The organism is Aeromonas sobria (assembly GCF_050266975.1).
Lineage (GTDB): Bacteria > Pseudomonadota > Gammaproteobacteria > Enterobacterales > Aeromonadaceae > Aeromonas > Aeromonas sobria_B.
Genome location: NZ_JBKISU010000011.1, coordinates 1 through 25,515 on the forward strand (window position 1 = coordinate 1; position 25,515 = coordinate 25,515).

General features: G+C 63.7%; 22 protein-coding genes. 10 read left to right on the forward strand and 12 right to left on the reverse strand.

Features of this window, described 5'->3' with window-relative positions; genetic code table 11:
* Nucleotides 1-205: helix-turn-helix domain-containing protein (locus tag ACLHZ1_RS08040; RefSeq protein WP_427261549.1), on the reverse strand; the 205-nt coding region annotated here is incomplete at its 3' end.
* An 88-nt stretch (nucleotides 206-293) separates the two neighbouring features.
* Complete coding sequence (locus tag ACLHZ1_RS08045) at nucleotides 294-758, reverse strand: YchJ family protein (RefSeq protein ID WP_427261651.1); 465 nt, start codon at nucleotides 756-758, stop codon at nucleotides 294-296.
* A gap of 173 nt (nucleotides 759-931) precedes the next feature.
* Here ACLHZ1_RS08045 and ACLHZ1_RS08050 point away from each other — a divergent pair, with 173 nt between their 5' ends.
* From ACLHZ1_RS08050 to ACLHZ1_RS08060, 3 genes are read left to right on the forward strand one after another with little or no spacing between them, the layout of a single operon-like run.
* On the forward strand, nucleotides 932-2,152 hold the full coding sequence (locus ACLHZ1_RS08050; RefSeq protein ID WP_408797789.1) for an ROK family protein: 1,221 nt from the start codon (nucleotides 932-934) through the stop codon (nucleotides 2,150-2,152).
* A gap of 45 nt (nucleotides 2,153-2,197) precedes the next feature.
* Complete coding sequence (locus ACLHZ1_RS08055) at nucleotides 2,198-3,784, forward strand: ATP-binding protein (RefSeq protein WP_427261652.1); 1,587 nt, start codon at nucleotides 2,198-2,200, stop codon at nucleotides 3,782-3,784.
* On the forward strand, nucleotides 3,785-4,450 hold the full coding sequence (locus ACLHZ1_RS08060) for a response regulator (protein WP_427261653.1): 666 nt from the start codon (nucleotides 3,785-3,787) through the stop codon (nucleotides 4,448-4,450). It begins immediately after the preceding gene.
* 123 nt (nucleotides 4,451-4,573) lie between these two features.
* Here the strand turns inward: ACLHZ1_RS08060 and ACLHZ1_RS08065 are convergent, their stop codons facing one another.
* The 6 genes from ACLHZ1_RS08065 to ACLHZ1_RS08090 all read right to left on the reverse strand — a co-directional run bounded on the left by ACLHZ1_RS08065 (nucleotide 4,574) and on the right by ACLHZ1_RS08090 (nucleotide 13,244).
* Nucleotides 4,574-6,103 carry a tripartite tricarboxylate transporter permease gene (locus ACLHZ1_RS08065; protein ID WP_427261654.1) on the reverse strand — a complete coding sequence of 510 codons (1,530 nt, stop codon included), beginning with the start codon at nucleotides 6,101-6,103 and terminating at the stop codon, nucleotides 4,574-4,576.
* Between the two features lie 9 nt (nucleotides 6,104-6,112).
* Nucleotides 6,113-6,574: a tripartite tricarboxylate transporter TctB family protein gene (locus tag ACLHZ1_RS08070; RefSeq protein ID WP_408797796.1), complete on the reverse strand. Its 462-nt coding sequence runs from the start codon at nucleotides 6,572-6,574 to the stop codon at nucleotides 6,113-6,115.
* 58 nt (nucleotides 6,575-6,632) lie between these two features.
* Nucleotides 6,633-7,598, reverse strand: a complete 966-nt coding sequence (locus tag ACLHZ1_RS08075) for a tripartite tricarboxylate transporter substrate binding protein (RefSeq protein WP_427261655.1) — start codon at nucleotides 7,596-7,598, stop codon at nucleotides 6,633-6,635.
* Nucleotides 7,599-7,910: 312 nt separating this feature from the next.
* Nucleotides 7,911-10,193 carry a formate C-acetyltransferase gene (gene pflB / locus ACLHZ1_RS08080; protein ID WP_427261656.1) on the reverse strand — a complete coding sequence of 761 codons (2,283 nt, stop codon included), beginning with the start codon at nucleotides 10,191-10,193 and terminating at the stop codon, nucleotides 7,911-7,913.
* A 45-nt stretch (nucleotides 10,194-10,238) separates the two neighbouring features.
* Nucleotides 10,239-11,087, reverse strand: coding sequence for a formate transporter FocA (gene focA, locus ACLHZ1_RS08085; RefSeq protein WP_427261657.1), 849 nt, complete (start codon nucleotides 11,085-11,087; stop codon nucleotides 10,239-10,241).
* 564 nt (nucleotides 11,088-11,651) lie between these two features.
* Nucleotides 11,652-13,244, reverse strand: coding sequence for an ABC-F family ATPase (locus ACLHZ1_RS08090; protein WP_427261658.1), 1,593 nt, complete (start codon nucleotides 13,242-13,244; stop codon nucleotides 11,652-11,654).
* 237 nt (nucleotides 13,245-13,481) lie between these two features.
* On the opposite strand from ACLHZ1_RS08090, the gene ACLHZ1_RS08095 reads away from it, so the two are divergent.
* The 5 genes from ACLHZ1_RS08095 (at nucleotide 13,482) to ACLHZ1_RS08115 (ending at nucleotide 18,863) form a co-directional block, all read left to right on the forward strand.
* The gene (locus ACLHZ1_RS08095; RefSeq protein ID WP_408792904.1) at nucleotides 13,482-13,748 is read left to right on the forward strand and encodes a DUF4212 domain-containing protein; all 267 of its coding nucleotides are present in this window, start codon (nucleotides 13,482-13,484) and stop codon (nucleotides 13,746-13,748) included.
* An 8-nt stretch (nucleotides 13,749-13,756) separates the two neighbouring features.
* Nucleotides 13,757-15,472, forward strand: coding sequence for a sodium:solute symporter family protein (locus ACLHZ1_RS08100; protein WP_427261659.1), 1,716 nt, complete (start codon nucleotides 13,757-13,759; stop codon nucleotides 15,470-15,472).
* Between the two features lie 41 nt (nucleotides 15,473-15,513).
* A complete protein-coding gene (locus tag ACLHZ1_RS08105) occupies nucleotides 15,514-17,334 on the forward strand; it encodes a DUF294 nucleotidyltransferase-like domain-containing protein (protein WP_427261660.1) in 1,821 nt (606 codons plus the stop codon).
* Nucleotides 17,335-17,378: 44 nt separating this feature from the next.
* The gene (locus ACLHZ1_RS08110) at nucleotides 17,379-17,960 is read left to right on the forward strand and encodes an exonuclease domain-containing protein (RefSeq protein WP_427261661.1); all 582 of its coding nucleotides are present in this window, start codon (nucleotides 17,379-17,381) and stop codon (nucleotides 17,958-17,960) included.
* A gap of 75 nt (nucleotides 17,961-18,035) precedes the next feature.
* A complete protein-coding gene (locus ACLHZ1_RS08115; RefSeq protein WP_427261729.1) occupies nucleotides 18,036-18,863 on the forward strand; it encodes a crotonase/enoyl-CoA hydratase family protein in 828 nt (275 codons plus the stop codon).
* Between the two features lie 60 nt (nucleotides 18,864-18,923).
* Here the strand turns inward: ACLHZ1_RS08115 and ACLHZ1_RS08120 are convergent, their stop codons facing one another.
* Nucleotides 18,924-20,423, reverse strand: coding sequence for an alanine/glycine:cation symporter family protein (locus tag ACLHZ1_RS08120; RefSeq protein ID WP_427261662.1), 1,500 nt, complete (start codon nucleotides 20,421-20,423; stop codon nucleotides 18,924-18,926).
* Nucleotides 20,424-20,691: 268 nt separating this feature from the next.
* Between ACLHZ1_RS08120 and ACLHZ1_RS08125 the strand changes: the two genes are divergently transcribed.
* Nucleotides 20,692-21,156, forward strand: a complete 465-nt coding sequence (locus tag ACLHZ1_RS08125; protein WP_427261663.1) for a GNAT family N-acetyltransferase — start codon at nucleotides 20,692-20,694, stop codon at nucleotides 21,154-21,156.
* Between the two features lie 128 nt (nucleotides 21,157-21,284).
* Entirely contained in the window at nucleotides 21,285-22,031 is a 747-nt protein-coding gene (locus ACLHZ1_RS08130) for a zinc-dependent peptidase (protein WP_427261730.1), read from the forward strand.
* Nucleotides 22,032-22,118: 87 nt separating this feature from the next.
* Here ACLHZ1_RS08130 and ACLHZ1_RS08135 read toward each other — a convergent pair whose 3' ends face one another.
* The 3 genes from ACLHZ1_RS08135 to ACLHZ1_RS08145 all read right to left on the reverse strand — a co-directional run bounded on the left by ACLHZ1_RS08135 (nucleotide 22,119) and on the right by ACLHZ1_RS08145 (nucleotide 25,503).
* Entirely contained in the window at nucleotides 22,119-22,715 is a 597-nt protein-coding gene (locus ACLHZ1_RS08135) for an acetate uptake transporter (RefSeq protein ID WP_427261664.1), read from the reverse strand.
* Between the two features lie 1,407 nt (nucleotides 22,716-24,122).
* On the reverse strand, nucleotides 24,123-24,554 hold the full coding sequence (locus ACLHZ1_RS08140; protein WP_408792916.1) for a MerR family transcriptional regulator: 432 nt from the start codon (nucleotides 24,552-24,554) through the stop codon (nucleotides 24,123-24,125).
* Entirely contained in the window at nucleotides 24,544-25,503 is a 960-nt protein-coding gene (locus tag ACLHZ1_RS08145) for a hydroxymethylglutaryl-CoA lyase (protein ID WP_427261665.1), read from the reverse strand. Before ACLHZ1_RS08145 ends, ACLHZ1_RS08140 begins: the two co-directional genes overlap by 11 nt.
* Nucleotides 25,504-25,515: the final 12 nt, after the last annotated feature.

A 25,515-nucleotide genomic window follows, 5' to 3' on the forward strand; every position in this document is an offset into this window, starting at 1 on the left:
CCTCCTCTTTGAACTCAGCAGAGTAAGCCTTGGTCGTGATGGTCAAGCCAGCTTCACCACTGGCTTTCCAGTGCTCAGTCCAGCGGCGAACGGCGCCATGATCGACCCCAAACAGGGCGGCCGTCTTTTTGGCACCGTCATGACCGTTGAGATAGTGAAGAACGACCTGACGTTTGAAGTCGGTCGAGTATTTTTGCTTTCCCATAGAAACGAAGAACCCCTACTCGTTGGGTGTCCAACTTTCGGGGTTCACTTCACTCGGGCGGCCTTGTCATGATTGGCGAGTCAGCGTCTCACCCGCAGCATTTCTTGAACTTCTTGCCACTGCCGCACAGGCAGGGATCATTGCGCCCGGGCAGCGGCAGGGGGTCGACCGCAAACTGCACCCCGTCGGTATAGACCCAGCGCCCCGCCAGGCGCACGAAGCGGGATCGCTCGTGCAGGCAGTGGCGCTGCCCCTGCAGGACAAACCAGGCCTTGAACTCCACCTCGCCCTCCTCATCGCTCGCCTCGCCCCCCTGGCTGGCCAGGATCTCGAGCCCGGTCCAGCGGGTCTGCTGGTCGGCCAGCTCGGCCGCCGTGAGACTGCCGAGATAATCCGGGTGCCAGCTCTGCACCAGGTATTCCCCCAGTCCCAGCACGAAGGCGCTGTAGCGCGAGCGCATCAGCTGGCGGGCGCTGGGGGCCGCCTTGCCCTGATGGAAGGGGGCGCAGCAGCTGGCATAGGGGAGGGCGGAGGTGCAGGGGCAAGGGGTCATGGCATCTGTCGTCTGTGGATCATGGGAGCGCAATTGTAGTCAAAGCGGGGGGCCGCAGACCAGCGCCGCGGCCGGTTAAGTGATAGGGGCCTAGAACTTGGTGGCGCGATTTGGGGATTGGCCGAGAATATGGGAACATTAGCCATCTTTCGCCCGCTTCGTTAACACACCCTATGAATGAGATCGTCAAAGGCAGTATCGATTTGATCCGTCAGCTCAACTACGGCCTGGTCTACGCCAGCCTGGAGGAGCACAAGGAGCTGTCCCGCACCGATCTCTCCCGCCTGACCGGACTCTCCCCCGCCAGCATCACCAAGATCACCCGGGAGCTGCTCGATGGCGGCCTGGTGGTGCCCTGCGGCGAGAGCTCGGTCGGCCGCGGTCGGCGCCAGATCCTGCTGCGCATCAACGAGCGCCGCTTCCAGTTTCTGTCCATGCGCCTGGGGCGGGGCTATGTGGACATGGCCCTGTTCGACTTGGCGGGGCGCTCCCTGGCCCGCCATCGCCATCAGTTCAGCGACGGGGAGCGCGGTGATCTGCTGCCCAGCCTGATCCAGGCCATCGAGGCCTTCTTGCCCAAGCGGGCCCTGCGCCTGGCCTGCATCGCCCTCTGCCTGCCCGGCCAGGTGGAGCGTCACTCCGGCATGGTGCGCCACTTCCCCTACTATGATCTGCGCAACTGGCCCCTCGGGCCGACCCTGGAGCAGGCCTTCTCCGTGCCCGTGCTGGTGAGCGGCGACGTGCGCACCTGGATCCAGGCCGAGCGCGAATGGGGCGCCGCCAGGAACTGCGCCGATGCGGTGCTGGTGTTCGTCCACAACGACATAGGGGTGGGCATGGTGGTCAACGGCCAGCTCATGGAGAGCGAGTCCGCCATGCTCGGGGATCTTAGCCATCTGCAGCTCGAACCCTATGGCCAGCGCTGTTACTGCGGCGGCTTTGGCTGCGCCTGCACCCTGGTCACCAATCAGGCGCTGGAGGCCCAGTATCGCGAGCTGCGCGAACGCATGGCGGACACCGCATCGGATCTGCCCGAGAGCGTCACCATCCGCGAGCTGTGCGAGCTGGCCCTGGCGGGCAACAACCTGTGCCAGGACATCTTGCACCAGGCGGCGGGGCGTCTGGCCCGGGTGCTGGCCAACCTCATCTGCCTGCTCAATCCCGGCAAGCTGCTGCTGGGGGGCGAGATCACCCGGGCCGATCGCCTGCTGTTCCCCATGTTGCATCAGGCCCTGGCGAGCCAGCTGCCCGCAGATTACCTGGTGCGCCTGCAGATAGAGTCCACCCATTTCTACGAAGATCCCACCAAGCCCACCTCGGTGCAGGTGCACAAGGCCCTGCGCGACGGCAGCCTGCTGCTGGAGCTGCTTCGCGGCGGGAGCGGAGAGTCATGAGGGGCGGCGGGACCATCCCCTGCGGCCAGGGGCGGGAGGGGATCGATGACACTGGGACTGCAGGGACGCTTCCTTCTCATCTTGTGTTTTATCAGCCTGTTGCAACTCATCCTGCTCAGCACCGCCAGCTATTACTATGTCTCGGAGCAGCGCTACCGGGAGATAGGGGATCAGGCCCTGGACGTGGCCCAGCTGGTGGCCCGGGACCCGGCCGTGGTGGCCCAGGTGCGCCGGGCCGACACGGCGCGCCTCAATCCCCTGGTGGAGCGGATCCGCGCCGATGTGGGGGCCAGCTTCATCGTCATCGGCGACAGCAATGCCCTGCGGCTGGTCCACCCCAGGGCCGATCGCATTGGCCAGCCCATGGTGGGGGACGATCCGACCCGGGTCCTGGTCCATGGGGAGTCCTATGTCTCCCACGCCCAGGGCTCTCTCGGGGTCTCGGTGCGCGGCAAGACCCCGATCCGGGACGAGCTGGGCCAGATCATCGGCGTGGTGTCGGTCGGCTACCTGGTGCGGGACATAGATGCGGACTTGCGGGGCTTCCTGCGCTTTGGTCTCTTCATCACCCTGCTCATCGTGCTGCTCAACAGCCTGGCGGCGGGCTGGCTGGCGCGGCGCTACAAGAAGGCGATTTTCGGCTTCGAACCCGAGCAGATAGGGCGCCTCTACGCCGAGCTCGACTGCACCCTGCGCACGGTGCGCGAAGGGATCCTCACCATAGATGGCGAGGGGCGCCTCACCTCCCTCAACCCCAACGGCGTCAAGTTGCTGCGGCTCGAGGAGGAGCAGGCCAGGCGGGCCATCGGCCGCCCCATCAACGAGCTGCTGCCCGAGACCCGGATGCTCTCGCTCATCGACGATCCCACCCCGCAATATGACGAGGAGATCTGGCTCAACGGCCAGCAGTTGATCGTCAACCGCCTGCCCCTGGTGCGGGGCGGCGAGCTGATCGGCGCCGTGTCGAGTTTTCGGCGCAAGGACGAGCTGGCCGAGCTGACCGCCCAGCTCAGCCAGGTGCAGGCCTACAGCGATCTGCTGCGGGTGCAGACCCATGAACACAACAACCAGCTCGGCACCATCGCCGGGCTGATCGAGCTGGGGGCCCATGAGGAGGCTCTCGCCTTCATCGGCCGGGAGGCGGAGACGGAGCAGACCCTGCTGGCCTTCCTGATGGAGGCGATCGCCAAGCCCAAGGTGGCGGCCCTGCTGCTCGGCAAGTACCACAGGGCCCACGAGCTGGGGCTGGAGCTCATGGTCGAGCCGGGCTCGCGGCTGCACGACATTCCCGCCCGGGTCTCGGGATCCCAGTTGGTGACCCTGCTTGGCAACCTCATCGACAACGCCTTCGAGGCGACCCGCCGCCACGGCGCCCCCTATCAGCCCATCCGGGTCTCCCTGAGCGATCTGGGGCAGGATCTGGTGCTGGAGGTGGAAGATGGCGCCGGCGGCGTCGATCCGGTGCTGGCGGATCGATTGTTCGAGCCCGGGGTCAGCTGCAAGGCGGAGCCCGGCCACGGCATCGGGCTCTCCCTGGTGCACAAGACCCTGGATGCCCTCAAGGGACAGATCCACATCGAGGCCACCGAGCGGGGCAGCTGTTTTGTCTGTTACATTCCCAAGGACGCGTGAATGATCAAGGTATTGATAGTGGAGGACGATCCGGCCATCGCCGAGATCCACCGCCGCTTCGTCGAGCGGCTGCCGGGCTTCGTCCTGTGCGGCCTGGCCCTCACCTTAAGCGATGCCCGCGAGCAGATCGCCGTGCTCAGACCCGATCTGGTGCTGCTCGACGTCTGGCTGCCGGACGGCGAGGGGCTGGGGCTGCTCAAGCAGCTGCGCCAGGAGGGGGCCGAGGTGGATGTCATCTTGCTCACGGCGGCGCGGGAAGCCGCCACCCTGCAGGAGGCGATGCGCCTCGGGGTGGTGGATTTCATCTTGAAGCCCGTGGTGTTCGAGCGCCTCAAGGGCACCCTGGAGAAGTATCAGCAGAGCCGGCTGGCCCTGGCCAGCCTGGCGGACATCAGCCAGCAGGACGTGGACGCCCTGTTGGGTGCCGGCGCCGCTGGCAGCCAGCCCCTGACCCTGCCCAAGGGCATCGATGCCCTCACCCTGGAGCGGGTCCTGAGCGCCCTGGCGGGCCAGGGGGCGAGCGCCGAGGAGATCGGCGCCAGGGTGGGGGTGAGCCGCACCACGGCGCGCCGCTACCTGGAGTTTCTGGTGGGTCAGCAGCTGGCGTTCCCCGAGCTCGAATATGGCACGGTCGGGCGGCCGGAGCGGCGCTATCGCCGCCGCTGAACCCGGTGTCAGCCAACCAAACAAAGAGCGCCTTTCGGCGCTCTTTTCGTACATGACGTTGTGTCACTCATCAAGGTCTCTGCGCGTTATGGGTAGGGTACAGGGCGGCAGAGTGTCATCGATTCAGTGATCCGTGACCGGGGTGCCCTTGGGCTCCTTGCGAGCCTGCCACCACTGCCAGAGCGGGATCAGCAGCATGGTCAGGGTGATCAGGGTGAATGCCAGGGTGATGGGGCGCTCCCACAGGAAGCTCAGGCTGCCGTCGTTGATCACCAGGGCGCGGCGCAGGTTGTCCTCCAGCATGCCCCCCAGGATGAAGCCGAGCAGCATGGGGGCCATGGGGAAGGTGAGCAGGCGCAGGCCGATGGCGATCAGCGCAACGATGACCATCACATGGATATCCATGGTGTTGAACGACACCAGATAGACCCCGGTCAGGGAGAAGAGCAGCACCATGGGGATGAGCACGGGGCGCGGCACCGCCAGCACCTTGGCCAGGTAGGGGATGAGGGGCAGGTTGAGTACCAGCAGCACCACGTTGCCCAGATACATGGAGATGATCACCGACCAGAACACATCTGGATGCTCCATGAACAGGCGCGGGCCCGGCTGGATGCCGTAGGCCACCAGGGCGCCGAGGATCAGGGCCGTGGTGCCGGAGCCCGGGATCCCCAGGGTGAGCAGGGGCACGAAGGAACCGGTGGAGGCGGCGTTGTTGGCCGCTTCCGGCGCCGCCAGGCCGCGCAGGCTGCCCTTGCCGAACTGATCCTGATGTTTTTTGCCTGCGATGTTGCGCTCGGCGCCATAGGCCATGAAGGCGGCGATGGTGGCGCCGGCCCCCGGCAGCACGCCGATGAGAAAGCCCAGCACCGAGGAGCGGGCGATGGGGGGCGCTATCTCGCGCACCTCCTCGCGGCTCAGCTTGAGGCTGCCCAGATGCTGCATCTGTTTGGCCTCCTCCTCGCTGTTGTCCTTGCCCGGGCGCAGCACCGCCATCAGGATCTCCGCCAGGGCGAAGGTGGCCATGGCCAGCAGCAGGAAGGAGAAGCCGTCCCGCAGATCCGGCAGGCCGAAGGTGAAGCGGTCCACCCCGACGCTGCGGTCGATGCCGATGGTGGAGATCATGATGCCAAACAGCGCCATGATCAGCGCCTTGAGCACCTGACCCTTGCCGGCAAAGGCCGCCACGGCGGAGAGGCCCAGCACCATGAGGGCGAAGTAGTCCGCCGACTGGAAGGAGAGGGAGACCTTGGCCAGCAGGGGGGCCGCCACCATCAGCATGATGGCGGAGAGGGTGCCGCCGGTGAAGGAGGCGTAGGCGGCGATGGCCAGCGCCTTGCCCGCCTGACCCTTGCGTGCCAGGGGGTAGCCGTCGAAGGCGGTCACCACGGTAGCCGAGCAGCCGGGGGCGTTGATCAGGATGGAGGAGGTGGATCCGCCGAAGATGGCGCCGTAATAGACCCCCGCCATCAGGATGATGCCGGAGGAGGGATCCAGGCCATAGGTGATGGGGATCATCAGGGCGATGGCGGTGACGGGCCCCAGGCCCGGCAACATGCCGATAAAGGTGCCGACGAAGCAGCCCAGCACCACCATCATCAGGTTGACCGGCAGCAGTGCGGTGCCGAGTCCTTGCAAGATTCCGTCTAACATGGTGACTCCTTAAAACCCGAGCAGGGTGAACAGGCGACCCGGCTCCAGATAGACGTTGAGCCCCTTGGTGAGCAGGGCCCAGAAACCGAGGGAGAAGGGGACGCTGATCATCAGGCCGTAGCGCAGGCTGGGCTCACCCAGAACCCGTATGCCCAGGGTCAGGAAGGCGATGGTGGAGAGCACGAAGCCAAACCAGGTCAGCCCCAGGCCATAGACCACCATGAGTCCGAGCAGGATGAAGACCCGGCGCCAGTCCCCCTCTTCCCGGCGCAGGGGCTGGCCCCCCGGAAAGATCACCAGCAGCAGGGAGAGCAGCACCCCGAGCCCGGCCAGGGCATAGGGCAGGGTGCTGGCGGTGAAGGGTTCGTACTCGTCGCCGGGGTAGCCCGGGATCTCGGTGGCGTAGTAGCCATAGGCGAGGGAGAGCAGCAAAAACAGCAGGCCTCCCAGTCGCTCCTTGGTGATGTTCATGTCTGTCTCTCCAACATGGACGGCGGGCCAGTGCCCGCCTGTGATGTGACAACCAGGATTACTTGATGAAGCCGAGCTCGCGCATCAGGCCGCCGATCTGCTGCTCCTGGCCATCGAGGAAGGCGGTGAACTCGGGACCCGACTTGTAGAGGTTGGTCCAGCTGTTGCGGCTGCGGACCACTTCCCACTCCGGCTTGTCGTACATCTGCTTGAGCAGGGCGGCAAACTCGGCGGATTTCTCCGGGCTGATGGTGGGGGAGGCGAAGTAACCGCGCCAGTTGGCGAAGACGGTGGGGTTGTTCTGCTCGCTGAAGGTGGGGACCTGATCCGCCCCCGGCAGCCGCTGGTCGGAGGTGACCCCGAGGATCCGCATCTGGCCGGACTTGACTGCTTCCATCGCCTCGCCAAAACCGGTGGAGATGGCCTGGGTCTCTCCGGCCAGCACGGCGGCCATGGCGCTGCCACCGGCATCGTAGGCGACGTAGCGCAGCTTGCTGGCGTCGGCGCCGGCATTCTTGAAGGTCAGGGCGGCGACCAGGTGATCCAGGCTGCCACGGGCGGAGCCCCCGGCGATCTTCACCTTGGCGGGGTTCTCCTCATAGGCGGCCAGCAGCTGGGCCCAGTTCTGATAGGGGGAGTCCGCCTTCACCGCCAGGGCCTGGTAATCGGCGATGATGGCGGCGACCGGGGTGAGATCCCGGAAGGACTGGGGCAGCTCCTTGGAGAGGGATTTGACGATGATGGGGGTGGAGTTGACCATCAGGGTCTTGTCGGACTGGGCCGAGGTCTCGATGAGGTGGGCGATGGCCTTGGCGCCGCCACCGGCGGACATGTTCTGGTAGGAGACGGTCTGGACCAGACCGGACTTGGCCAGCACTTCACCTGTGCCTCGGGCCGTGGTATCCCAGCCGCCGCCGGCGCCGCCGGGGATCAGGAAGTGAACGTCGTCGATCTGGGCGTGGGCGCCGAAGCTCAGTGCGAGCAGGCTACCGATCAGGGTGCGCTTGAAGGTTCCTTGCAACATGGTGCTCTCCTTGTGATTGTTGCGGGAAGGTTAATGCGAGGTGGCCACCCGGAAAAGATTGTGACCGAAATGGTTATTTAGGCTGTTGTGGCCATTGTGTTCATTCTGTTCGCGGCTTTTCCCCGGGGGCGCCGTGCAACGGGGGAGATGAGGGGGCGAGCTGTCTATCGGGGGATCTGAGGCGTGGGATCTGAGGCGGGCGGGCCGAGGGCGCCGCGCGGTTGAACGACCAGAGGGGGTGCGAAGGCTGCAAGGGGCCGGATAGAAAAAAACCGGCGCACATGGCGCCGGTTTTGATTCACTGCGACTGGTTTACAGAGAGGCGGTGAAGGTACGGGTGATGACGTCCTGCTGCTGCTCTTTGGTCAGCGAGTTGAAGCGAACGGCATAACCGGAGACGCGGATGGTCAACTGCGGATATTTCTCCGGGTTCTCCATGGCGTCCAGCAGCATCTCACGGTTCATCACGTTGACGTTCAGGTGCTGACCACCCTCTACGTTGCTTTCGTGGTGGAAGTAACCGTCCATCAGACCGGCCAGGTTGGCTTTCTGGGCTTCCATGTCTTTGCCCAGGGCGTTCGGCACGATGGAGAAGGTATAGGAGATACCATCTTTGGCGTAGGCGAACGGCAGCTTGGCGACGGAAGTCAGTGAGGCAACCGCACCCTTCTGATCACGACCGTGCATCGGGTTGGCACCCGGGCCGAACGGCGCACCGGCGCGACGACCATCAGGGGTGTTACCTGTCTTCTTGCCGTACACCACGTTGGAGGTGATGGTCAGCACGGACTGGGTCGCCACGGCGCCGCGGTAGGTGTTGAGCTTCTGGATTTTCTTCATGAAGCGCTCGACCAGGTCGCAGGCAATGTCATCGACGCGGGCGTCGTTGTTGCCGAACTGCGGGTATTCGCCGTCGATTTCAAAATCGATGGCCACGCCGTCTTCGTCGCGTACCGGCTTGACCTTGGCGTACTTGATGGCAGACAGGGAGTCGGCCGCAACCGACAGACCGGCGATGCCGCAGGCCATGGTGCGATAGACGTCACGGTCGTGCAGCGCCATCAGGGAGGCTTCGTAGCTGTACTTGTCGTGCATGTAGTGGATGATGTTCAGGGCAGCAACGTACTGCTTGGCCAGCCAGTCCATGAAGTGGTCCAGACGGTCCATGACGTTGTCATAGTCCAGGTACTCGCTGGTGATCATCTCGGTCTTGGGACCGACCTGGATCTTGAGCTTCTCGTCCATGCCGCCGTTGATGGCGTACAGCATGGTCTTGGCCAGGTTGGCACGGGCACCGAAGAACTGCATCTGCTTGCCGACGATCATCGGGGAGACACAGCAAGCGATGGCGTAGTCATCGTTGTTGAAGTCGGCACGCATCAGATCGTCGTTCTCGTACTGGACGGAAGAGGTCTCGATGGACACCTTGGCACAGTACTTCTTGAACGCCACCGGCAGCTTCTCGGACCAGAGGATGGTCAGGTTCGGCTCGGGGGAGGGGCCCATGGTGTACAGGGTGTTCAGCATACGGAAGCTGTTCTTGGTGACCAGGGTACGGCCATCCACGCCCATGCCGGCCAGGGTCTCGGTGGCCCACATGGGGTCGCCTGAGAACAGTGAATCGTATTCCGGGGTACGCAGGAAACGCACCATGCGCAGCTTCATGACCATGTGGTCCATCAGCTCCTGGGCTTCCTGCTCGGTGATCAGACCCTTTTGCAGGTCACGCTCGATATAGACGTCCAGGAAGCTGGAGGTACGACCGAAGGACATGGCGGCACCGTTCTGGGACTTGACCGCCGCCAGGTAGGCGAAGTAGGTCCACTGCACGGCTTCCTTGGCATTCTTGGCCGGAACCGAGATGTCGCAGCCATATTTGGCGGCCATCTCTTTCATCTGATCCAGGGCGCGGTATTGATCGGAGATCTCTTCGCGCAGACGGATGGTGGCTTCCAGGTTGACACCGTTTTCGAGATCGGCCTGCAGGGACTTGAACTGGGCCAGCTTGTCGGCCATCAGGAAGTCGATGCCGTACAGGGCCACGCGGCGGTAGTCACCAATGATGCGGCCACGGCCGTAGGCATCGGGCAGACCCGTGATGACGCCGGATTTGCGGCAGTTCAGGATGTCCTTGGTGTAGACATCGAACACGCCCTGGTTATGGGTCTTGCGGTACTCGGTGAAGATCTTCTTGACCATGGGGTCCAGCTCGCGGCCGTACACCTTGCAAGAGGTCTCTACCATCTTGATACCGCCGTTGGCGATGATGGCGCGCTTGAGCGGCTTGTCGGTCTGCAGGCCGACGATCTGCTCCAGGCCCTGGTCGATATAACCGGCATCGTGAGCGGTAATGGTGGAGGGCAGGTCGGTATCAAAATCGACCGGCGCATGGGTGCGGTTCTCGATCTTGATGCCTTCCATGACCTTGTCCCACAGCTTGGTGGTCGCATCGGTCGCGCCAGCCAGGAAGGACTCGTCACCTTCATACGGGGTGTAGTTCTTCTGGATGAAGTCGCGGGTGTTGACAGAGGTCTGCCACTCACCGGCTGCGAAGCCTTCCCATGCTGCCTGGAACTGCTCGTTAAGTTCTGCCATTTTCATTACCTCACACGGTATTGATGTAGTACCCCGTCATCATCCTTAATGATGGCGACGGAAGATAAACCAGTAAGTCAGACCAACCATGACGCCGCCACCTATGATGTTGCCAATGGTCACGGGTATCAGGTTGTGAAAGACGAAGTTCGAAACGGTCAGGTCGGCAAACTGCGCCGGGCTCTGGCCGATGGCCTGCCAAAACTCCGGGCTTGCGACGCTGTGGATTGCGATGCCAACCGGGATCATAAACATGTTTGCGATGCTGTGCTCGAAGCCCGATGCCACGAACATGGCCACGGGGAGCAGCATCACCATCACCTTGTCGGTGGCGCTGCGGGCGCCGAAGGCCATCCAGACGGCGAGACACACCATGAGGTTGCACAGGATGCCGAGCGCCAGGGCCTCGAAGAAGGTGTGATGCAGCTTGTGCTGGGCCACTTTCATGGCGTTCAGCCCCCACTGACCATCTGCCGCGGTGTACTCGGCCGACATGATGATGAGCGCGACTATGATGAGGCCGCCGATGAGGTTGCCGAAGTAGACCAGGCCCCAGTTCTTGAGCAGCTGGCTCCAGCTGATGCGATTCGCCGCCTTGGCCACCAGGGTGAGGGTGGTGGAGGTGAACAGCTCGGCACCGAGCAACACGCACAGGATGAGGCCGAGGGAGAAACACAGACCGCCGACCAGCTTGGCCATGCCCCAGGCCATGCCGCTCGAGCCCGTGGTGACCGTGATGTAGAAGACAAACGCGATGGCGATGAAAGCGCCCGCGGTGATGGCCAGCGGGATGACCTTGTATGCGGGCTTGGTGGCCTTGGCATAGGTGATGTCTTCGGCCAGTGCGGCTATGGTTTCGGGCTTGAGACAGTCAAAGGGGGATTCTGCTTTCAATTCTCATTATCCTGCGATTTTGCCTGTGGAAATAATAACAAAGGGGCTGATCCCCAAAATTGATGCCGATCAAGATTGACCGATTGCGAATGTAATTTTACTACAGCTTGGGTGGCCGGTATGGCTCCCCTCCCACCCTGTTAGTTTCAACTGATATATAAATGATATTTTTATAACTAAATGATTTTAGTCAGGTTATAAAATTACAACTCGGCTGAGTCCGCACCTGGCCTCCCTTCTCCCCCCTGGCTGCATCGTCCCGAGCATGCTCCCTCTAAAGGGGTGATTTCTGTTGGTTATTATCATGGGGTGAGGACGAGCCACCAGTATAGCCGAGGCTGAGTCGGTTACATATGACAACCATCTGATCGGATGCACCCGAACGGGGAGGCAAGGGGGGACGAATCGAGCCTGGCGCGGATCTGCGGGGAGCCAGGTTGAGGAGAGGTTGGGAGCGCGAGCGGGACCGAAGCAGGGACATCGCGAGGGCGCGATCCGGTGTGGTGACCATAAAAACCGGCGCCTTGCGGGCGCCGGTGTTGCTGCGAAGTGAGCGGGAGCGGGTTACACCACGCCCTGGCTGCGCAGGTAATCCTCGTAGGTGCCGCCAAAATCGCGGATGCCGTTCTCGGTCAGTTCCATGATGCGGGTCGCCAGCGACGAGACGAACTCACGGTCGTGAGAGACGAAGATCAGGGTCCCTTGATACATCTCCAGCGCCAGGTTCAAGGATTCGATGGATTCCATGTCTAGGTGGTTGGTCGGCTCATCCATGATCAGGATATTGGGGCGCTGCATCATCAGCTTGCCGAACAGCATGCGACCCTGCTCGCCACCGGAGAGCACCTTGACCGGCTTCTTGATGTCGTCCTGGGAGAAGAGCAGACGACCCAGCACGGAGCGCACCGCCTGCTCGTCTTCGTTGGCCTGTTTCCACTGGGCCATCCAGTCGAACACGTTGAGATCGGTGTCGAAATCCTCGGCGTGATCCTGGGCGTAGTAGCCGATCTGGGCGTTCTCGGACCACTTGATGGTGCCGCTGTCCGGTGCCAGCTCCCCCATCAGGGTCTTGATCAGGGTAGATTTACCGATGCCGTTGGTCCCCAGGATGGCGACCTTCTCGCCCACTTCCAGCATCATGCTCAGCCCCTTGAACAGCGGCGCCTCGCCATACCCCTTGGACAGCCCTTCGATCTCCAGGATGTTGCGGTACAGCTTCTTCTCCTGCTCGAAGCGGATGAAGGGGTTCTGACGGCTGGAGACCTTCACTTCCTCGATCTTGATCTTGTCGATCTGCTTCAAGCGGGAGGTGGCCTGGCTCGACTTGGAGGCGTTGGCACTGAAGCGGGAGACGAAGGATTGCAGGTCGGCAATCTGGGCCTTCTTCTTGGCGTTGTCGGCGATCAGACGCTCGCGGGCCTGGGTGGCCGCCGTCATGTACTCGTCGTAGTTGCCCGGGTAGACCCGCAGCTCGCCGTAGTCCAGGTCCGCCATGTGAGTGCAGACGGAGTTCAGGAAGTGACGGTCGTGAGAGATGATGATCATGGTGCTCTCGCGATCGTTGAGCACCTGCTCCAGCCAGCGGATGGTGTTGATGTCCAGGTTGTTGGTCGGTTCGTCCAGCAGCAGGATGTCGGGGTTGGAGAACAGCGCCTGCGCCAGCAGCACCCGCAGTTTCCAGCCCGGGGCCACTTCGCTCATGGGGCCGTTGTGCAGCTCGATGGGGATGCCGGCCCCCAGCAGCAGCTCGCCAGCGCGGGATTCCGCGGTGTAGCCGTCATACTCGGCGACCAGGCCTTCCAGCTCGGCGGCCTTCATGTAGTCGTCGTCGGTCGCTTCCAGGTTGGCGTAGATGGCATCGCGCTCGGCGATGGCGGCCCACAGCTCGGTGTGGCCCATCATGACCACGTCCAGCACGCGCATCTCTTCGTAGGCGAACTGATCCTGACGCAGCTTACCGATCCGCTCGTTGACGTCCAGGCTCACATTACCGCCAGTGGGCTCCAGATCGCCGCCGAGGATCTTCATGAAGGTGGACTTGCCACAGCCGTTTGCGCCGATAAGGCCGTAGCGGTTGCCGCCGCCAAACTTGACGCTGATGTTCTCAAACAACGGCTTGGCGCCGAACTGCATGGTGATGTTGTTGCTGCTTAACAAAGGATCTGTCCCGGGTTGTCTGCCAAATGGCGCGCATTATGGCACAAGCTCCCCGAAAGTTTTAGCGAGAAGTGTGATCCGGGTCGGCAGACGGGGTGACTCGGGGGGAGAGCGGGGGCGCGATGGCGGCCAGAATGGGCGTCATAAGAGCCTGTTAAGACTAAAGTCGTGATTTCCTCCAGACAAACTGCTGCTAGATTGAGCGTGAAACATTTCGTTAACAAATGGAGTTGGGAAATGGCATTTGAAAGTGAAGACAAGGCCAAGGCCTACTGGCGGGAGAACCTCTCCCTGATGCTCAAGTTGCTGCTGGTGTGGTTCGCCGTCTCCTATGGGGCAGGCATCATACTGGCCGACTGGCTCAATCAGTTTCAGTTGTTTGGTTTCAAGCTGGGCTTCTGGTTTGCCCAGCAGGGGGCCATCTATGTGTTTGTCGTGCTGATCTTCGTTTACGTTCACCAGATGAACAAACTGGATCGCAAATATGATGTTCATGAAGACTGAGGTGTGAAATGGATTTACAGACACTGACATACATAGTGGTCGGCCTGACCTTCGCGCTCTACATCGGGATCGCTGTCTGGGCGCGCGCCGGATCAACCAAGGAGTTCTACGTGGCCGGTGGCGGGGTCCATCCCGTTGCCAATGGCATGGCCACGGCCGCTGACTGGATGTCGGCCGCCTCCTTCATCTCCATGGCCGGTCTCATCTCCTTCATGGGGTACGATGGCGCCGTCTACCTGCTGGGCTGGACCGGTGGCTATGTGCTGCTGGCGCTGTGCCTGGCCCCCTACCTGCGCAAGTTCGGCAAGTTCACCGTGCCCGACTTCATCGGGGATCGCTACTACTCCCAGACCGCCAGAACCGTCGCCGTGGTCTGTGCCATCCTGATCTCCTTCACCTATGTGGCGGGTCAGATGCGCGGGGTTGGGGTGGTCTTCTCCCGCTTCCTCGAGGTGGACATCACCACAGGAGTGGTCATCGGCATGGCGGTGGTCTTCTTCTACGCCGTACTCGGTGGCATGAAGGGGATCACCTACACCCAGGTGGCACAATACTGCGTGCTGATCTTCGCCTACATGGTGCCGGCCTTCTTCATCTCCATCATGATGACGGGCCACATCCTGCCCCAGACCGGTTTCGGTGCCACCCTGGTGGATGGCTCCAACACCTATCTGCTCGACAAGCTGGACACCATCTCCCAGGATCTGGGCTTTGCCTCCTACACGGACGGGATCAAGTCCAAGATGGACGTGTTTGCCATCACCTGTGCCCTCATGGTCGGCACCGCCGGTCTGCCCCACGTGATCGTGCGCTTCTTCACCGTGCCCAAGGTGCGTGATGCCCGCATCTCCGCCGGTTGGGCGCTGCTGTTCATCTCCTTCCTCTACACCACGGCCCCTGCGGTTGCCGCCTTCGCCCGGGTCAACATGGTCGACACCATCAATGGTGCCGATGGCCAGGGCACCGAGTATGCCAATGCCCCTGTGTGGGTGAAGAACTGGGAGAAGACGGGGCTCATCTCCCATGAGGACAAGAATGGCGATGGCCGCATGTTCTACTCCAACGACGATCGCAACGAGATGAAGGTGGACCGCGACATCATCGTCCTGGCCAACCCCGAGATAGCCAAGCTGCCGAACTGGGTCATCGCCCTGGTGGCGGCCGGCGGCATCGCCGCAGCGCTCTCCACGGCGGCGGGCCTGCTGCTGGTCATCTCCACCTCCATCTCCCACGATCTGCTCAAGCGCAACCTGATGCCCAACATCACGGACAAGCAGGAGCTGCGCTATGCCCGTGGCGCCGCCGCCGTGGCCATACTGGTGGCTGGCTATCTGGGGATCAACCCGCCGGGCTTCGTGGCCGAGGTGGTGGCCTTCGCCTTCGGCCTGGCCGCGGCCAGCTTCTTCCCCGCCATCATCATGGGGATCTTCTACAAGAAGATGAACAAGGAGGGGGCCATCGCCGGCATGCTGGCAGGGATAGTGTTCACCATCGGCTACATCATCTACTTCAAGGGCATCTTCATCGCGCCCATGGCCGCCAACGTGCCGGAAAACTGGCTGTTTGGCATCTCGCCGGAAGGGATAGGCACGGTCGGCATGGTGATCAACTTCGTGGTCTCCTACGTGGTGAGCCTGCTCACCAAGCCGGTGCCTGAAGAGGTGCAGCACATAGTGGAGAGCATTCGCTTCCCGAAAGGGGCGGGTGAGGCCCACGAGCATTGATCCACTCAGGGAGGGGCCAGGCCCCTCCCGTCGGAGGCACCATGGCCCTGGTTGAGATAAGTGAGTTTCTCGCCCGAACCACCCCCTTCCAGCAGTTGGGGAAGGAAGAGCAGACCGAGTTGGCGCGAGCCATCTCGGTTTATTATTTTCGGGCTCATGAGGTGGTCCCCGCCCCGGCGGGGCGCTTGATGATAGTGCGTACCGGCCTGTTTGCCCGCCACGACGGCCAGACGCTGCTGGAGAAGCTGCAAGAGGGAGACTTTGATGGCTACCAGCCGTCCGAGGGGCGCAGCGACCGGCTGATCTGCGAGGAAGACGCCCTGGTCTACTGGCTCGAGGGCGAGGCGTTTGGCCGTTGTCGGCAGCGCTGGCCCGTGCTGGACAACTTCTTCCTGCGCCTGGCGGCTCGCACCCTGCACCAGCAGATGCCGCCCCCGACCGAGGGCTATTTCACCCTCAAGGTGCGCGACCTGGTGCGGGATCACAAGATAGTGACAGGCCCCCGGCAGACGGTGCAGGCCGCGGCGCAGCTGATGAGCGAGCGGCGCGTCTCCTCCCTGCTGGTGGAGGAGGAGGGGCGGCTGCTTGGCATCATCACGGACCGGGATCTGCGCAGCCGGGTGCTGGCGCAGGGATTGCCTGCGCAGACACCGGTGGCCCAGGCGATGACCCGGGATCCGACCACCATCGATCGGGAAGCCTATCTGTTCGAGGCCCTGCAGCAGATGGGGCGCTGGCGAGTCCACCATTTGCCGGTGATGGGGGAGGGGCGAGTAGTCGGCATGGTGACGGTCACGGATCTGGTGCGGGCCCAGCAGGAGCATCCCGTCTATCTCCTGACCGACATAGAGCGCCAGCCCGACCTCGAGGGCCTGGTGCGTTGCAGCCGGCAGATCCCCAGGTTGACCCGTATTCTGGGGCGCCAGGGGGTGCCGGCCCACGAGGCGGCCCATATCCTGGCCACGGTGACGGACGCGCTGACCGGGCGGCTGATCGCCCTGGCCCTCTCTACCCTGGGGCCGGCCCCTTGCGAGTTCTGCTGGCTCGTGTTTGGCTCCTTCGCCCGCCGCGATCAGGGACTGAACGGGGATCAGGACAACGGCCTGCTGCTGGCCGAGCCCGCGGTGGGGACGGTGGCCGACTACTTCGCCCGTCTGGCGCGCCTGGTGTGCGACGGCCTGGCCCGCTGCGGCCTGCCCTATTGCCCCGGCAACATCATGGCGACCAATCCGGCGCTCTGCCTGGACGAGGCCGGCTGGCTCGCCCGCTTTCGGGGCTGGTTCCAGACCCCGACCCCCCAGGCCCTGCTCAACGCCACCGTCTTCTTCGACGTGCGCCTGGTGGCGGGCAGTCAGGCCCGTTTCGATGCCATGTTCGGCGCCATGGTGGTGGAGGCGGCGGCCCAGCCCCTCTTCCTGTTGCACCTGGCCCAGACGGCGTTGCAGCGGCGGGCCCCCCTCGGCCTGTTCAAGCACTTCATCCTGGAGCCGGACGGGCAACAGCACAGGGGGCTGGATCTCAAGACTCGGGGGCTCAGCCTCATCACGGATCTGGTGCGGGTCTATGCCCTGGCCGCCGGGGTGACTGCCGTCGGAACCCGCCAGCGCCTGCGAGACCTGGAGGCGGCCGGCGCCATGGACAAGACGTTGTGCCGCAACCTGGGGGATGCCTTCGACTTGCTGGCCGAACTGCGCTGGAGACTGCACCTCGAGCAGCAGGAGAACCAGGAGACGGATCACCTCTCCAACCACCTGGATCCCGGCACCCTCTCGGGCCTGCAGCGCCATCAGCTCAAGGAGTGCTTCGCCGTGATCGAGGAGGGGCAGAGCCTGCTCTCTTACCGTTTCTGTCGCCAGCTATGAGTGCGGCAACCTGGTTTGGCCGCTGGCCCCATCTCTGGCGGGCCATGCGATCGGGACAGACCCTGGCCGAGCGCCGCTGCCTGGCCATCGATCTGGAGCTGACCGGCCTGGATCCCCGTCGGGATCACATCGTCAGCCTGGGCTGGGTGCCCATCGAGGGACGGGAGATCCGGCTGGCCCAGGCGCGCTACTTCCTGGTACGCCCCCCCGTCAGCGTGGGGCAGAGCGCCATCTACCACGGGGTGCATGACAGGGACTTGCAGGAGGCAGAGTCTCTCGAGACCGCCCTGCGCGCCCTGATGGATGCGGCGCAGGGTTGCCTGCTGGTGGCCCACAACAGCACCCTGGAGCGCCGCTTCCTCGCGGCCGCCTGTCGGCAGTGCTTCGGCCATGAGCCGGGCTGGCCGTTTCTCGATACCCTGCGCCTCGAGCTGGCCCAGTTGCACCGGGCGGGGCGCACGGTCGGGGATGATGCCCTCACCCTGGCCCGTTGCCTGGCGCGTCACCATCTGCCCCCCCTCACCAGCCATCATGCCCTGGAAGATGCCTACGGCTGCGCCCTGCTGCTGCTGGCCCAGACCCGGCCAGAGACCCGGCTCGCCCCGCTGCTGCTGCAAGCCGGTTGAGGCGCTTGTGCTCCACCGCCTTCGCCCTTAGTCTAGTGGTTCGACCAGTTTCCACGACAAGGATGACCCATGGAAATGACAGTAACGACGCCCCTCTCGGGCCGGCCCAGGGTGAGCCTCACCTTCGATGAGGGCATCGCCGAGGTGGTGCTGACGCGCCCGGACAAGCTCAACGCCCTGGACCTGCCCATGTTCCGGGCGCTGGAGCAGACGCTGGTGCAGTTGCAGCAGACGCGTGGCTTGCGGGCGGTGATCCTGCGCGGCGAGGGGCGGGGCTTTTGCGCCGGGCTGGATGTGAAATCCATGCTCAGACAGCCGGTGGCGGCCCTCGATATCCTCAGACGCGAGGCGGACGAGGCGACCAACCTGGCCCAGCGGGTGGCCTATGGCTGGCACCAGCTGCCGGTGCCGGTGATCGCGGTGACCCAGGGGGTCTGTTTCGGCGGCGGCCTGCAGATTGCGCTCGGGGCCGATTTTCGCTTCAGCACCCCGGATTGCCGCTTCTCTGTGATGGAGATCAAGTGGGGCATCATCCCCGACATGAGCGGCAGCGTCACCCTGCGCAACCTGATGGGGGTGGACAGCGCCATGGCGCTGGCCATGAGCGGCCGCGAGCTGGAAGCCCAGGAGGCCAGGGCACTCGGCCTGGTGAGCCGGGTGTGCGAGGATCCCCTGGCCGAGGCGCGCGCCTTCGCCAGGACGCTTATCACCAAGTCGCCGGATGCGCTGGCGGGGATCAAGCGGCTCTACCAGCAGGCCTGGGCCCGCAGCGACGAGGCCATGCTCAAGGAGGAGACCCGGCTGCAGCGGCAGATCCTGGGGCGCCCCAACCAGTGGCGGGCCACCCTCAACAGCCTGTTTCGCTGGCGGCTGCGGTTCGGACCGCGCCGCAACGCCCTCTGAGCAGGCGCAGGAAAAGAAAATGGCAGCCTCGGCTGCCATTTTTGATGGGGGTACTTGTGCTTATTTGGCGATGCTATCGGGATCCGCCTCGAAGGGGTGACCCGTGTTCTCGCGCATCAGGTTCACTTCGGCACGGTTGTCGATCCAGTAGTCCGCGTTCTTGATCCCCAGTTTCTCCGGGTGGAACACGGGGTCAACCCCTTGTGCCAGCTGGGCCTCGTAGTCCTTGAGGCAGACGAAGGCGGTCTTTTGCAGCAGCAAGATGGCGACGATGTTGAGCCAGGCCATCAGACCGACCCCGATATCCCCCAGACCCCAGGCCAGATCGGCGGTCTTGACGGTGCCGTACACGGTGGCGGCCATCAGGGCGATCTTCAGCAGGAAGGTGAGCCAGGGACGGCGGATCTTGCGGTTGATGAAGGCGATGTTGGTCTCGGCGATGTAGTAGTAGGCGACGATGGTGGTGAAGGCGAAGAAGAACAGGGCGATGGCGACGAAGTAGTTGCCAAAGCCGGGCATCATGCTCTCCATGGCGGTCTGCACATAGCCAGGACCTGCGGCAATGCCGGCGATCCCTGTGTAGATGGCGGCGCCATCCGGGCCTTGTACGTTGTACAGACCGGTGATCAGCAGCATGAAGCCGGTGGCGGAGCAGACGAACAGGGTGTCGATGTAGACGGAGAACGCCTGCACCAGACCCTGCTTGGCCGGGTGGCTCACCGCTGCCGCGGAGGAGGCGTGGGGGCCGGTGCCCTGGGCGGCTTCGTTGGAGTAGACGCCGCGCTTGACGCCCCACATGATGGCCAGACCCAGAATGGCACCGAAGCCGGCTTCCAGACCGAAGGCGCTCTTCCAGATCAGCAGAATGATGGAGGGCAGCTGGCCGATGTTGAGGGCGATGATGACGCAGGCGACGATGATGTAGCCCAGCGCCATGAAGGGCACCACTGTACTGGCGAAGTGAGCGATGCGCTTGACGCCGCCAAAGATGATGAAGCCCAGCAGCAGGGCCAGCACGGCCGCGGTCACGTTGGGGCTGATACCAAAGGCGGTCTGCAGGCTGGAACCGATGGAGTTTGCCTGCACACCTGGCAGCAAGACGCCGCAGGCGAAGATGGTGGCGATGGCGAAGATCCAGGCGTACCAGCTCATGCCCAGACCCTTCTCGATGTAGAAGGCGGGGCCGCCGCGGTACTCACCGTTGATCTTCTCCTTGTAGACCTGACCCAGGGTGGATTCGACGAAGGCGGAGCTGGCGCCGAGGAAGGCCACCATCCACATCCAGAACAGGGCGCCCGGGCCACCGAAGGTGATGGCGGTGGCCACACCGGCGATGTTACCGGTACCGACCCGGCCCGCCAGTGTCATGGAGAGCGCCTGGAAGGAAGAGACCCCGGCTTCGTTGGATTTTCCCTTGAACATCAGGCGGATCATGCCTTTGAGGTGACGCAGTTGCAAAAAGCGGCTGCGCAGGGAGAAGTAGAGGCCGACCCCCAGGCACAGATAGATGAGCGCTGGGCTCCAAATCACGCCATTGATGGCATTCACGATCTCGTTCATGTACAACAACTCCTTTGTTGTGAGACTGGTGGCGGGCTTTTGCCCACTCGAACTTTGTTATTCAGTCATTTCTGCTGTCGGCCTTGGCCGAGGCGTCTAACATATCGACTTGTTTCGGCGCTTCCCAGTGAAATTTGCGATCCTGTTGCCAATTTGTGAACTGGTCGTGATGGCGAGGCGGTTCACCGGGCTATGCCGAGGGGGTTAACTGGGTTATTTTCTCCTGAAACAGTACCTTGGCAGTGATTAAGCAAGTTTGGGGCCAATCATGAAAGAGCAACAAGAAGCGAGCCGGGAGAGCGGGCTGATCCGCCCGGCATGCGGCGAGGATGTGGCGGCGGTGGCCCGGCTGCTGGGGCAGCTTGGCTATGAGCAAGAGGGTGATCGACTGGCTGCGGCCCTGGCCGAGCAGGAAGCCGATCGCCAGGTGCTGGTGGCCGTGAAGGGGGCCAGGGTGGTCGGCGTGCTGGTGCTCCATCTGTTGCGCCCGCTCCACCTGGCCAGCGGCTGGGGCCTCATCTCGGCCCTGGTGGTCGATGAGCCGGCGCGGGGCCTGGGAATGGGCGCCGCCTTGCTGGCGGCGGCCGAGGCCCTGGCCCGGTCGGCCGGCTGTGGCCAGATGGAGCTCTCCAGCAGCCTGCATCGCGAGCGGGCGCACCATTTTTATCTCCGTCAGGGCTACCTGGACACACCCAGGCGTTTCGTCAAATCCCTGGCCATCACGGCAACATGAAGAGGAGTCGGTCATTGGGGGTTGCAACATGGTGGGCACAGACCCGCCTCGGTCGCTGGCTAAGCCGGCGGCTCGGTGCACCGAGTCAGTGCAAATCCACCGCGGCTGCCCACAGATCGGGCACCGTCATGGGGGAGGAGTGGCGTGAGTCGCTCGCGGCCATTCCCATCCTGCAGGGGCTAAGCGAGGAGGAGGGGGCGCGGCTGGTGGCCCTGGCCGAGCGGCTGCTTGCCCGCAAGAGCTGGACCCTGATCGGAGTCGAGCTCAGCGAGCGGCAGCGCCGTGTCCTCGCCCTGCAGGCGGCCCTGCCGGTGCTGGCTTTGGGTCTGGAGTGGTATAGAGGCTTTCACGAGATCATCATCATTCCCGAACCCGTCTCCCGCCGCCAGCAGGTGCAGGACGAGTTCGGTCTGGTCAGCGAGTTTGAAGAGGAGAACGCCGGGGAGGCCTGGCCCCAGGGGCCCCTGGTGCTGGCCTGGAGCGAGCTGCAGCAAGACGGTGACTGGGATGGCTACAACCTGATCATTCACGAGCTGGCCCACAAGCTCGACATGCTGGGAGGGGATGCGGACGGCGCGCCGCCCCTGCCAAGCGGCATGGATCAGCGGCAATGGACCCGGGCACTGCAAGGTGCGTTCGATGAGATGAACGAGCAGCTGGCCAGGGGCGAGGTGACGCAGATAGATCCCTATGCCGCCTCCCACCCCGCCGAGTTCTTCGCGGTGTGCAGCGAGAGCTTCTTCACCGATCCCCTGCGCCTGCGTGCCGTCTTTCCCGCCGTCTACCAGCAGCTCGCCCGCTTCTATGGCCAGCAGCCCGCCGACCGCTTCCCGTCAACCCGCTTGCTGGCGGGGGATCCCGAGGGCACTGGCTGACAGAGACTTGGCCTTGGCGCCACAAAAACAAAAAGGCACCCGAAGGTGCCTTTTTCACATCAGCCTGTCTGGCTTGAGCGGTGCAGCTTACGCGGCAGCCTTGAGCTGGGCGGTGGCGGCTTTCTTGTGATCGCCGATGGGCAGCACGGTGCGACCGAACTGCTCGTTGATCACGGTGGCCATGGCCAGGTAGATGGCGCTGGCGCCACAGATGATGCCCTCGAAACCGGCGATGGTGCCGATCAGGGTGCTGCCGGTGAAGTCACGGGCGGCCAGCAGGAAGAAGAGCACGGTCAGGGAGGCGAACACGAACTGCTTCACCCGCGGGAAGTTGACGGTCCCGATCAGCATGAACAGGGTGAACATGCCCCACATCAGCAGATACCAGCCCATGTAGGCGTGGGGAGTGGCGTCGGCCAGACCCATGGTCGGCATCACCAGCAGGAACACCAGGCTCCACCAGAAGGTGCCGTAGGAGATGAAGGCGGTGACACCGAAGGTGTTGCCACGCTTGTACTCCATGATACCGGCGATGATCTGGGCCAGGCCGCCATAGCACAGACCCATGGCCAGGATCATGGCGCTGATGGGGAAGAAACCTGCGTTATGGATGTTCAGCAGAATGGTGGTCATACCGAAACCCATCAGACCCAGAGGGGCAGGGTTGGCCAATTTTTCGCTCACTTGGTGTTCTCCAAAGATAGAGGTGGGGGGTTGATCAAAGGACGCGGGATTTTAGGCAGGGCCCCACGCCCTCGCAAGGGGGGAGGGGGGATTAATGATAAAAAAACTGCAACTCGGACCACAATGGCGATAGGTCGTGGAAAAGTGGTAGTTATCTGGTAAATGAAAAACGCTTTTTAGGTTATTTTTTTGTGTTGATCCGGCTCGGGGAGCCCATGCCCAGGGGCGGCTCCGGCTTGTTTCGTCCGCAGGCAGGGTTGGCCTTGGCCCTCTGCGCGCCGCCAGCCGGCGCAGGCCCTTGCCTGGCGACCCTTTGTCAGGGGAAACAGGGATAAAGGGCCCCTTTACTCTCCTTGGCCGCGAATGTCCGCGGAACCTGGCCCCGGGGCCAGGTTCCGCGCCGCCAACCCCTGGGTCATTTGCTTCCTTGCCAACCAGATATGCCAACAAACAAACGGTAATCGGACAAAAGTCATCAGACAAGGGCCATCAAGCAGAAGCCAGTAAACACGGGGGCCGGCTGGCAAGGATATGCCATCAAACTAGTGGCGTAGAAAACCACACTGCGCTGCCGTCTGCCCCGAGGAAAGGGCTTCGCCGCCTGCATGAAAGAGGCGCGAGTCCGTGGTCTCTGCCATCAACATGAAAGGGGCGCGAGTCCGTTGTCTCCGCCGTCAACATGAAAGAGGCGTGGGCCAGTGATCCTGGCGTCAGAAAGAGGTCAGTGGGCGCCGCCAGAGCGGGAGAGGGGTGGCCTCGGACCGCCAGCGGCCTGGGGCCATACCGTCAGCGCCAGGGGCACTCAGCCAGCAGCCGAGGGAAGGGGAGCTTGATCAAAGAGTCGCCAGCGGCCTGGGGCCATACCGTCAGCGCCAGGGGCACTCAGCCAGCGGCCGAGGGAAGGGGAGCTTGAGCAAAGAGTCGCCTGCGCCGCCAGCATCATAGGGGCAACGACAGGGCATCGGCATTAGGCCATCGATGGCTGGGTTGCCGCCCGTCCCAGGGGGCAGGAAAACCGGATCCATGCCGGGGGCTGAGCCGGGCAGGCAGCTCGCCATCCAGGGAAGGCATGGCCGATGATAGCGAGGCGTTTGCCCAGAGCAATGGGCCCGACGGCCAGAGCAGGAGAGGGGTGGGCACAGGCTCGTTTGCGGCGCCGGATCCATACCGTCAGCGCCAGAAGTGCACCGCCAGCAGCCGAGGGGAAGGCAGGGTGCGATGACAGGGCCGCCAGCAGCGCTGCACATAGCCTCAACGACAAGGATCACCGCCAGCAGCCGAGGGTAGGGGGCTTGATATGACAGGGCTGTCAGCGGCGCTGCATCATAGCCTCAACGACAGGGGGCACTGCCAGTCGGGACGGAGGAAGGCAGAGCCATGGCCGGGCCCGCCCTGTCCCCGGGTCGATCAAGAGGTCTGGCTGCGAGGCTGGCCGTCCCGAGCCGCCAGCAGATCCAGGGCCCCGCTGCAGCGGCGCTCCGCCGCCTCCAGCTCGGCCAGCACCATCTGGATATCCTCTTGCTGCTGGCGCAGGGCCTCGCGCTTGGCTTCGATCAGCTGCACCATGGAGAGCAGCTGGGTACGGCTGGAGCGGTCGGTGTCGTACATGTCGAACAGCTCGCGGATCTCCGCCAGGCTGAAGCCGAGCCGCTTGCCGCGCAGGGTCAACTTCAGCCGGATCTTGTCCTTGTGGCTGTAGATGCGGTTCTGGCCCTCCCGGGTCGGCGAGATGAGCCCCTCGTCCTCGTAGTAGCGGATGGTGCGGGCCGTGATGTCAAACTCCTGGGCCAGCTCGGAGATGCTGTAGGTGATCTCCTTGCCTGCGTGATCATGTGGCATGGCAGTTCCCCTCCTGGGCGTCGATGCTGCTTCCCCTGCTCCGGGCGGACAGGGCCCGACCCACCCGGGAGCCGTTGGGGCGGCCGAGCTGCTCGCTCACCCATTGGCCGGTGGCGGCCAGTGCGTCCAGATTCACCCCAGTGCTCATGCCAAGGCCGTGCAGCAGATAGAGAACCTCTTCCGAGGCGACGTTGCCCGAGGCGCCGGGGGCATAGGGGCAGCCGCCGAGCCCGGCCACCGAGCTGTCTATGGTGCGGATGCCCCGCTCCAGGGCGGGGATCAGGTTGGTAAGGGCCTGGCCATAGGTGTCATGAAAATGCACCGCGAGGCGGCCCGCCGGGATCTCTCTGAGCACCGCATCGAGCATGGGCACTACTGTGCCCAGGGTGCCGACCCCTGTGGTGTCCCCAAGGGAGATCTCGTGGCAGCCCAGATCCAGCAGGCGCTCGGCCACGGCCGCCACCCGCTTGGGGGAGGTGGGCCCGTCGAACGGGCAGGCGATAACGGTGGAAAGATAGCCGCGCACCTTGATGCCGAGGCGGCGGGCCTCGGCCACCAGGGGGGCGAAGCGGATCAGTGATTCCTCCACGCCGATGCCGATGTTGGCGCGGGTGAAGCCGTCGGAGCAGGCGGTGAACAGGCCAATCTCGTCCACCCTGGCCTGGATCGCCGCCTGCAGGCCCTGCAGGTTGGGCACCAGGGCGCCATAACGGACCGGGCCCTGGCGGGGCAGCATGGCCAGCAGTTCGGCGGAGTCCGCCATCTGCGGCACTCGCCTGGGGGAGACGAAGGCCCCCACCTCTATTCGTTGCAGGCCGCTGGCCGCGAGCCGGGTGATCAGCTCCCGCTTCTGGGCAAGGGTGAGGTGGACGGCCTCGTTCTGCAGGCCGTCCCTCGGCCCCACCTCGACCAGGCTGACCCTGTCATCCCCTTCAATGATGTGCGTCATCTTGCCCCCTCA

What these genes read in the sequence shown, in the direction of transcription:
- ACLHZ1_RS08095 (WP_408792904.1), top strand. Translation starts at nt 13,482, where the DNA reads ATGGCATTTGAAAGTGAAGACAAGGCCAAGGCCTACTGGCGGGAGAAC.
- ACLHZ1_RS08070 (WP_408797796.1), bottom strand. Translation starts at nt 6,574, where the DNA reads ATGAACATCACCAAGGAGCGACTGGGAGGCCTGCTGTTTTTGCTGCTC.
- ACLHZ1_RS08110 (WP_427261661.1), top strand. Translation starts at nt 17,379, where the DNA reads ATGCGATCGGGACAGACCCTGGCCGAGCGCCGCTGCCTGGCCATCGAT.
- ACLHZ1_RS08060 (WP_427261653.1), top strand. Translation starts at nt 3,785, where the DNA reads ATGATCAAGGTATTGATAGTGGAGGACGATCCGGCCATCGCCGAGATC.
- pflB (WP_427261656.1), bottom strand. Translation starts at nt 10,193, where the DNA reads ATGGCAGAACTTAACGAGCAGTTCCAGGCAGCATGGGAAGGCTTCGCA.
- ACLHZ1_RS08115 (WP_427261729.1), top strand. Translation starts at nt 18,036, where the DNA reads ATGACAGTAACGACGCCCCTCTCGGGCCGGCCCAGGGTGAGCCTCACC.
- ACLHZ1_RS08140 (WP_408792916.1), bottom strand. Translation starts at nt 24,554, where the DNA reads ATGCCACATGATCACGCAGGCAAGGAGATCACCTACAGCATCTCCGAG.
- ACLHZ1_RS08120 (WP_427261662.1), bottom strand. Translation starts at nt 20,423, where the DNA reads ATGAACGAGATCGTGAATGCCATCAATGGCGTGATTTGGAGCCCAGCG.
- ACLHZ1_RS08045 (WP_427261651.1), bottom strand. Translation starts at nt 758, where the DNA reads ATGACCCCTTGCCCCTGCACCTCCGCCCTCCCCTATGCCAGCTGCTGC.
- ACLHZ1_RS08145 (WP_427261665.1), bottom strand. Translation starts at nt 25,503, where the DNA reads ATGACGCACATCATTGAAGGGGATGACAGGGTCAGCCTGGTCGAGGTG.
- ACLHZ1_RS08105 (WP_427261660.1), top strand. Translation starts at nt 15,514, where the DNA reads ATGGCCCTGGTTGAGATAAGTGAGTTTCTCGCCCGAACCACCCCCTTC.
- ACLHZ1_RS08125 (WP_427261663.1), top strand. Translation starts at nt 20,692, where the DNA reads ATGAAAGAGCAACAAGAAGCGAGCCGGGAGAGCGGGCTGATCCGCCCG.
- ACLHZ1_RS08055 (WP_427261652.1), top strand. Translation starts at nt 2,198, where the DNA reads ATGACACTGGGACTGCAGGGACGCTTCCTTCTCATCTTGTGTTTTATC.
- ACLHZ1_RS08050 (WP_408797789.1), top strand. Translation starts at nt 932, where the DNA reads ATGAATGAGATCGTCAAAGGCAGTATCGATTTGATCCGTCAGCTCAAC.
- ACLHZ1_RS08075 (WP_427261655.1), bottom strand. Translation starts at nt 7,598, where the DNA reads ATGTTGCAAGGAACCTTCAAGCGCACCCTGATCGGTAGCCTGCTCGCA.
- ACLHZ1_RS08100 (WP_427261659.1), top strand. Translation starts at nt 13,757, where the DNA reads ATGGATTTACAGACACTGACATACATAGTGGTCGGCCTGACCTTCGCG.
- ACLHZ1_RS08130 (WP_427261730.1), top strand. Translation starts at nt 21,285, where the DNA reads ATGGGGGAGGAGTGGCGTGAGTCGCTCGCGGCCATTCCCATCCTGCAG.
- ACLHZ1_RS08065 (WP_427261654.1), bottom strand. Translation starts at nt 6,103, where the DNA reads ATGTTAGACGGAATCTTGCAAGGACTCGGCACCGCACTGCTGCCGGTC.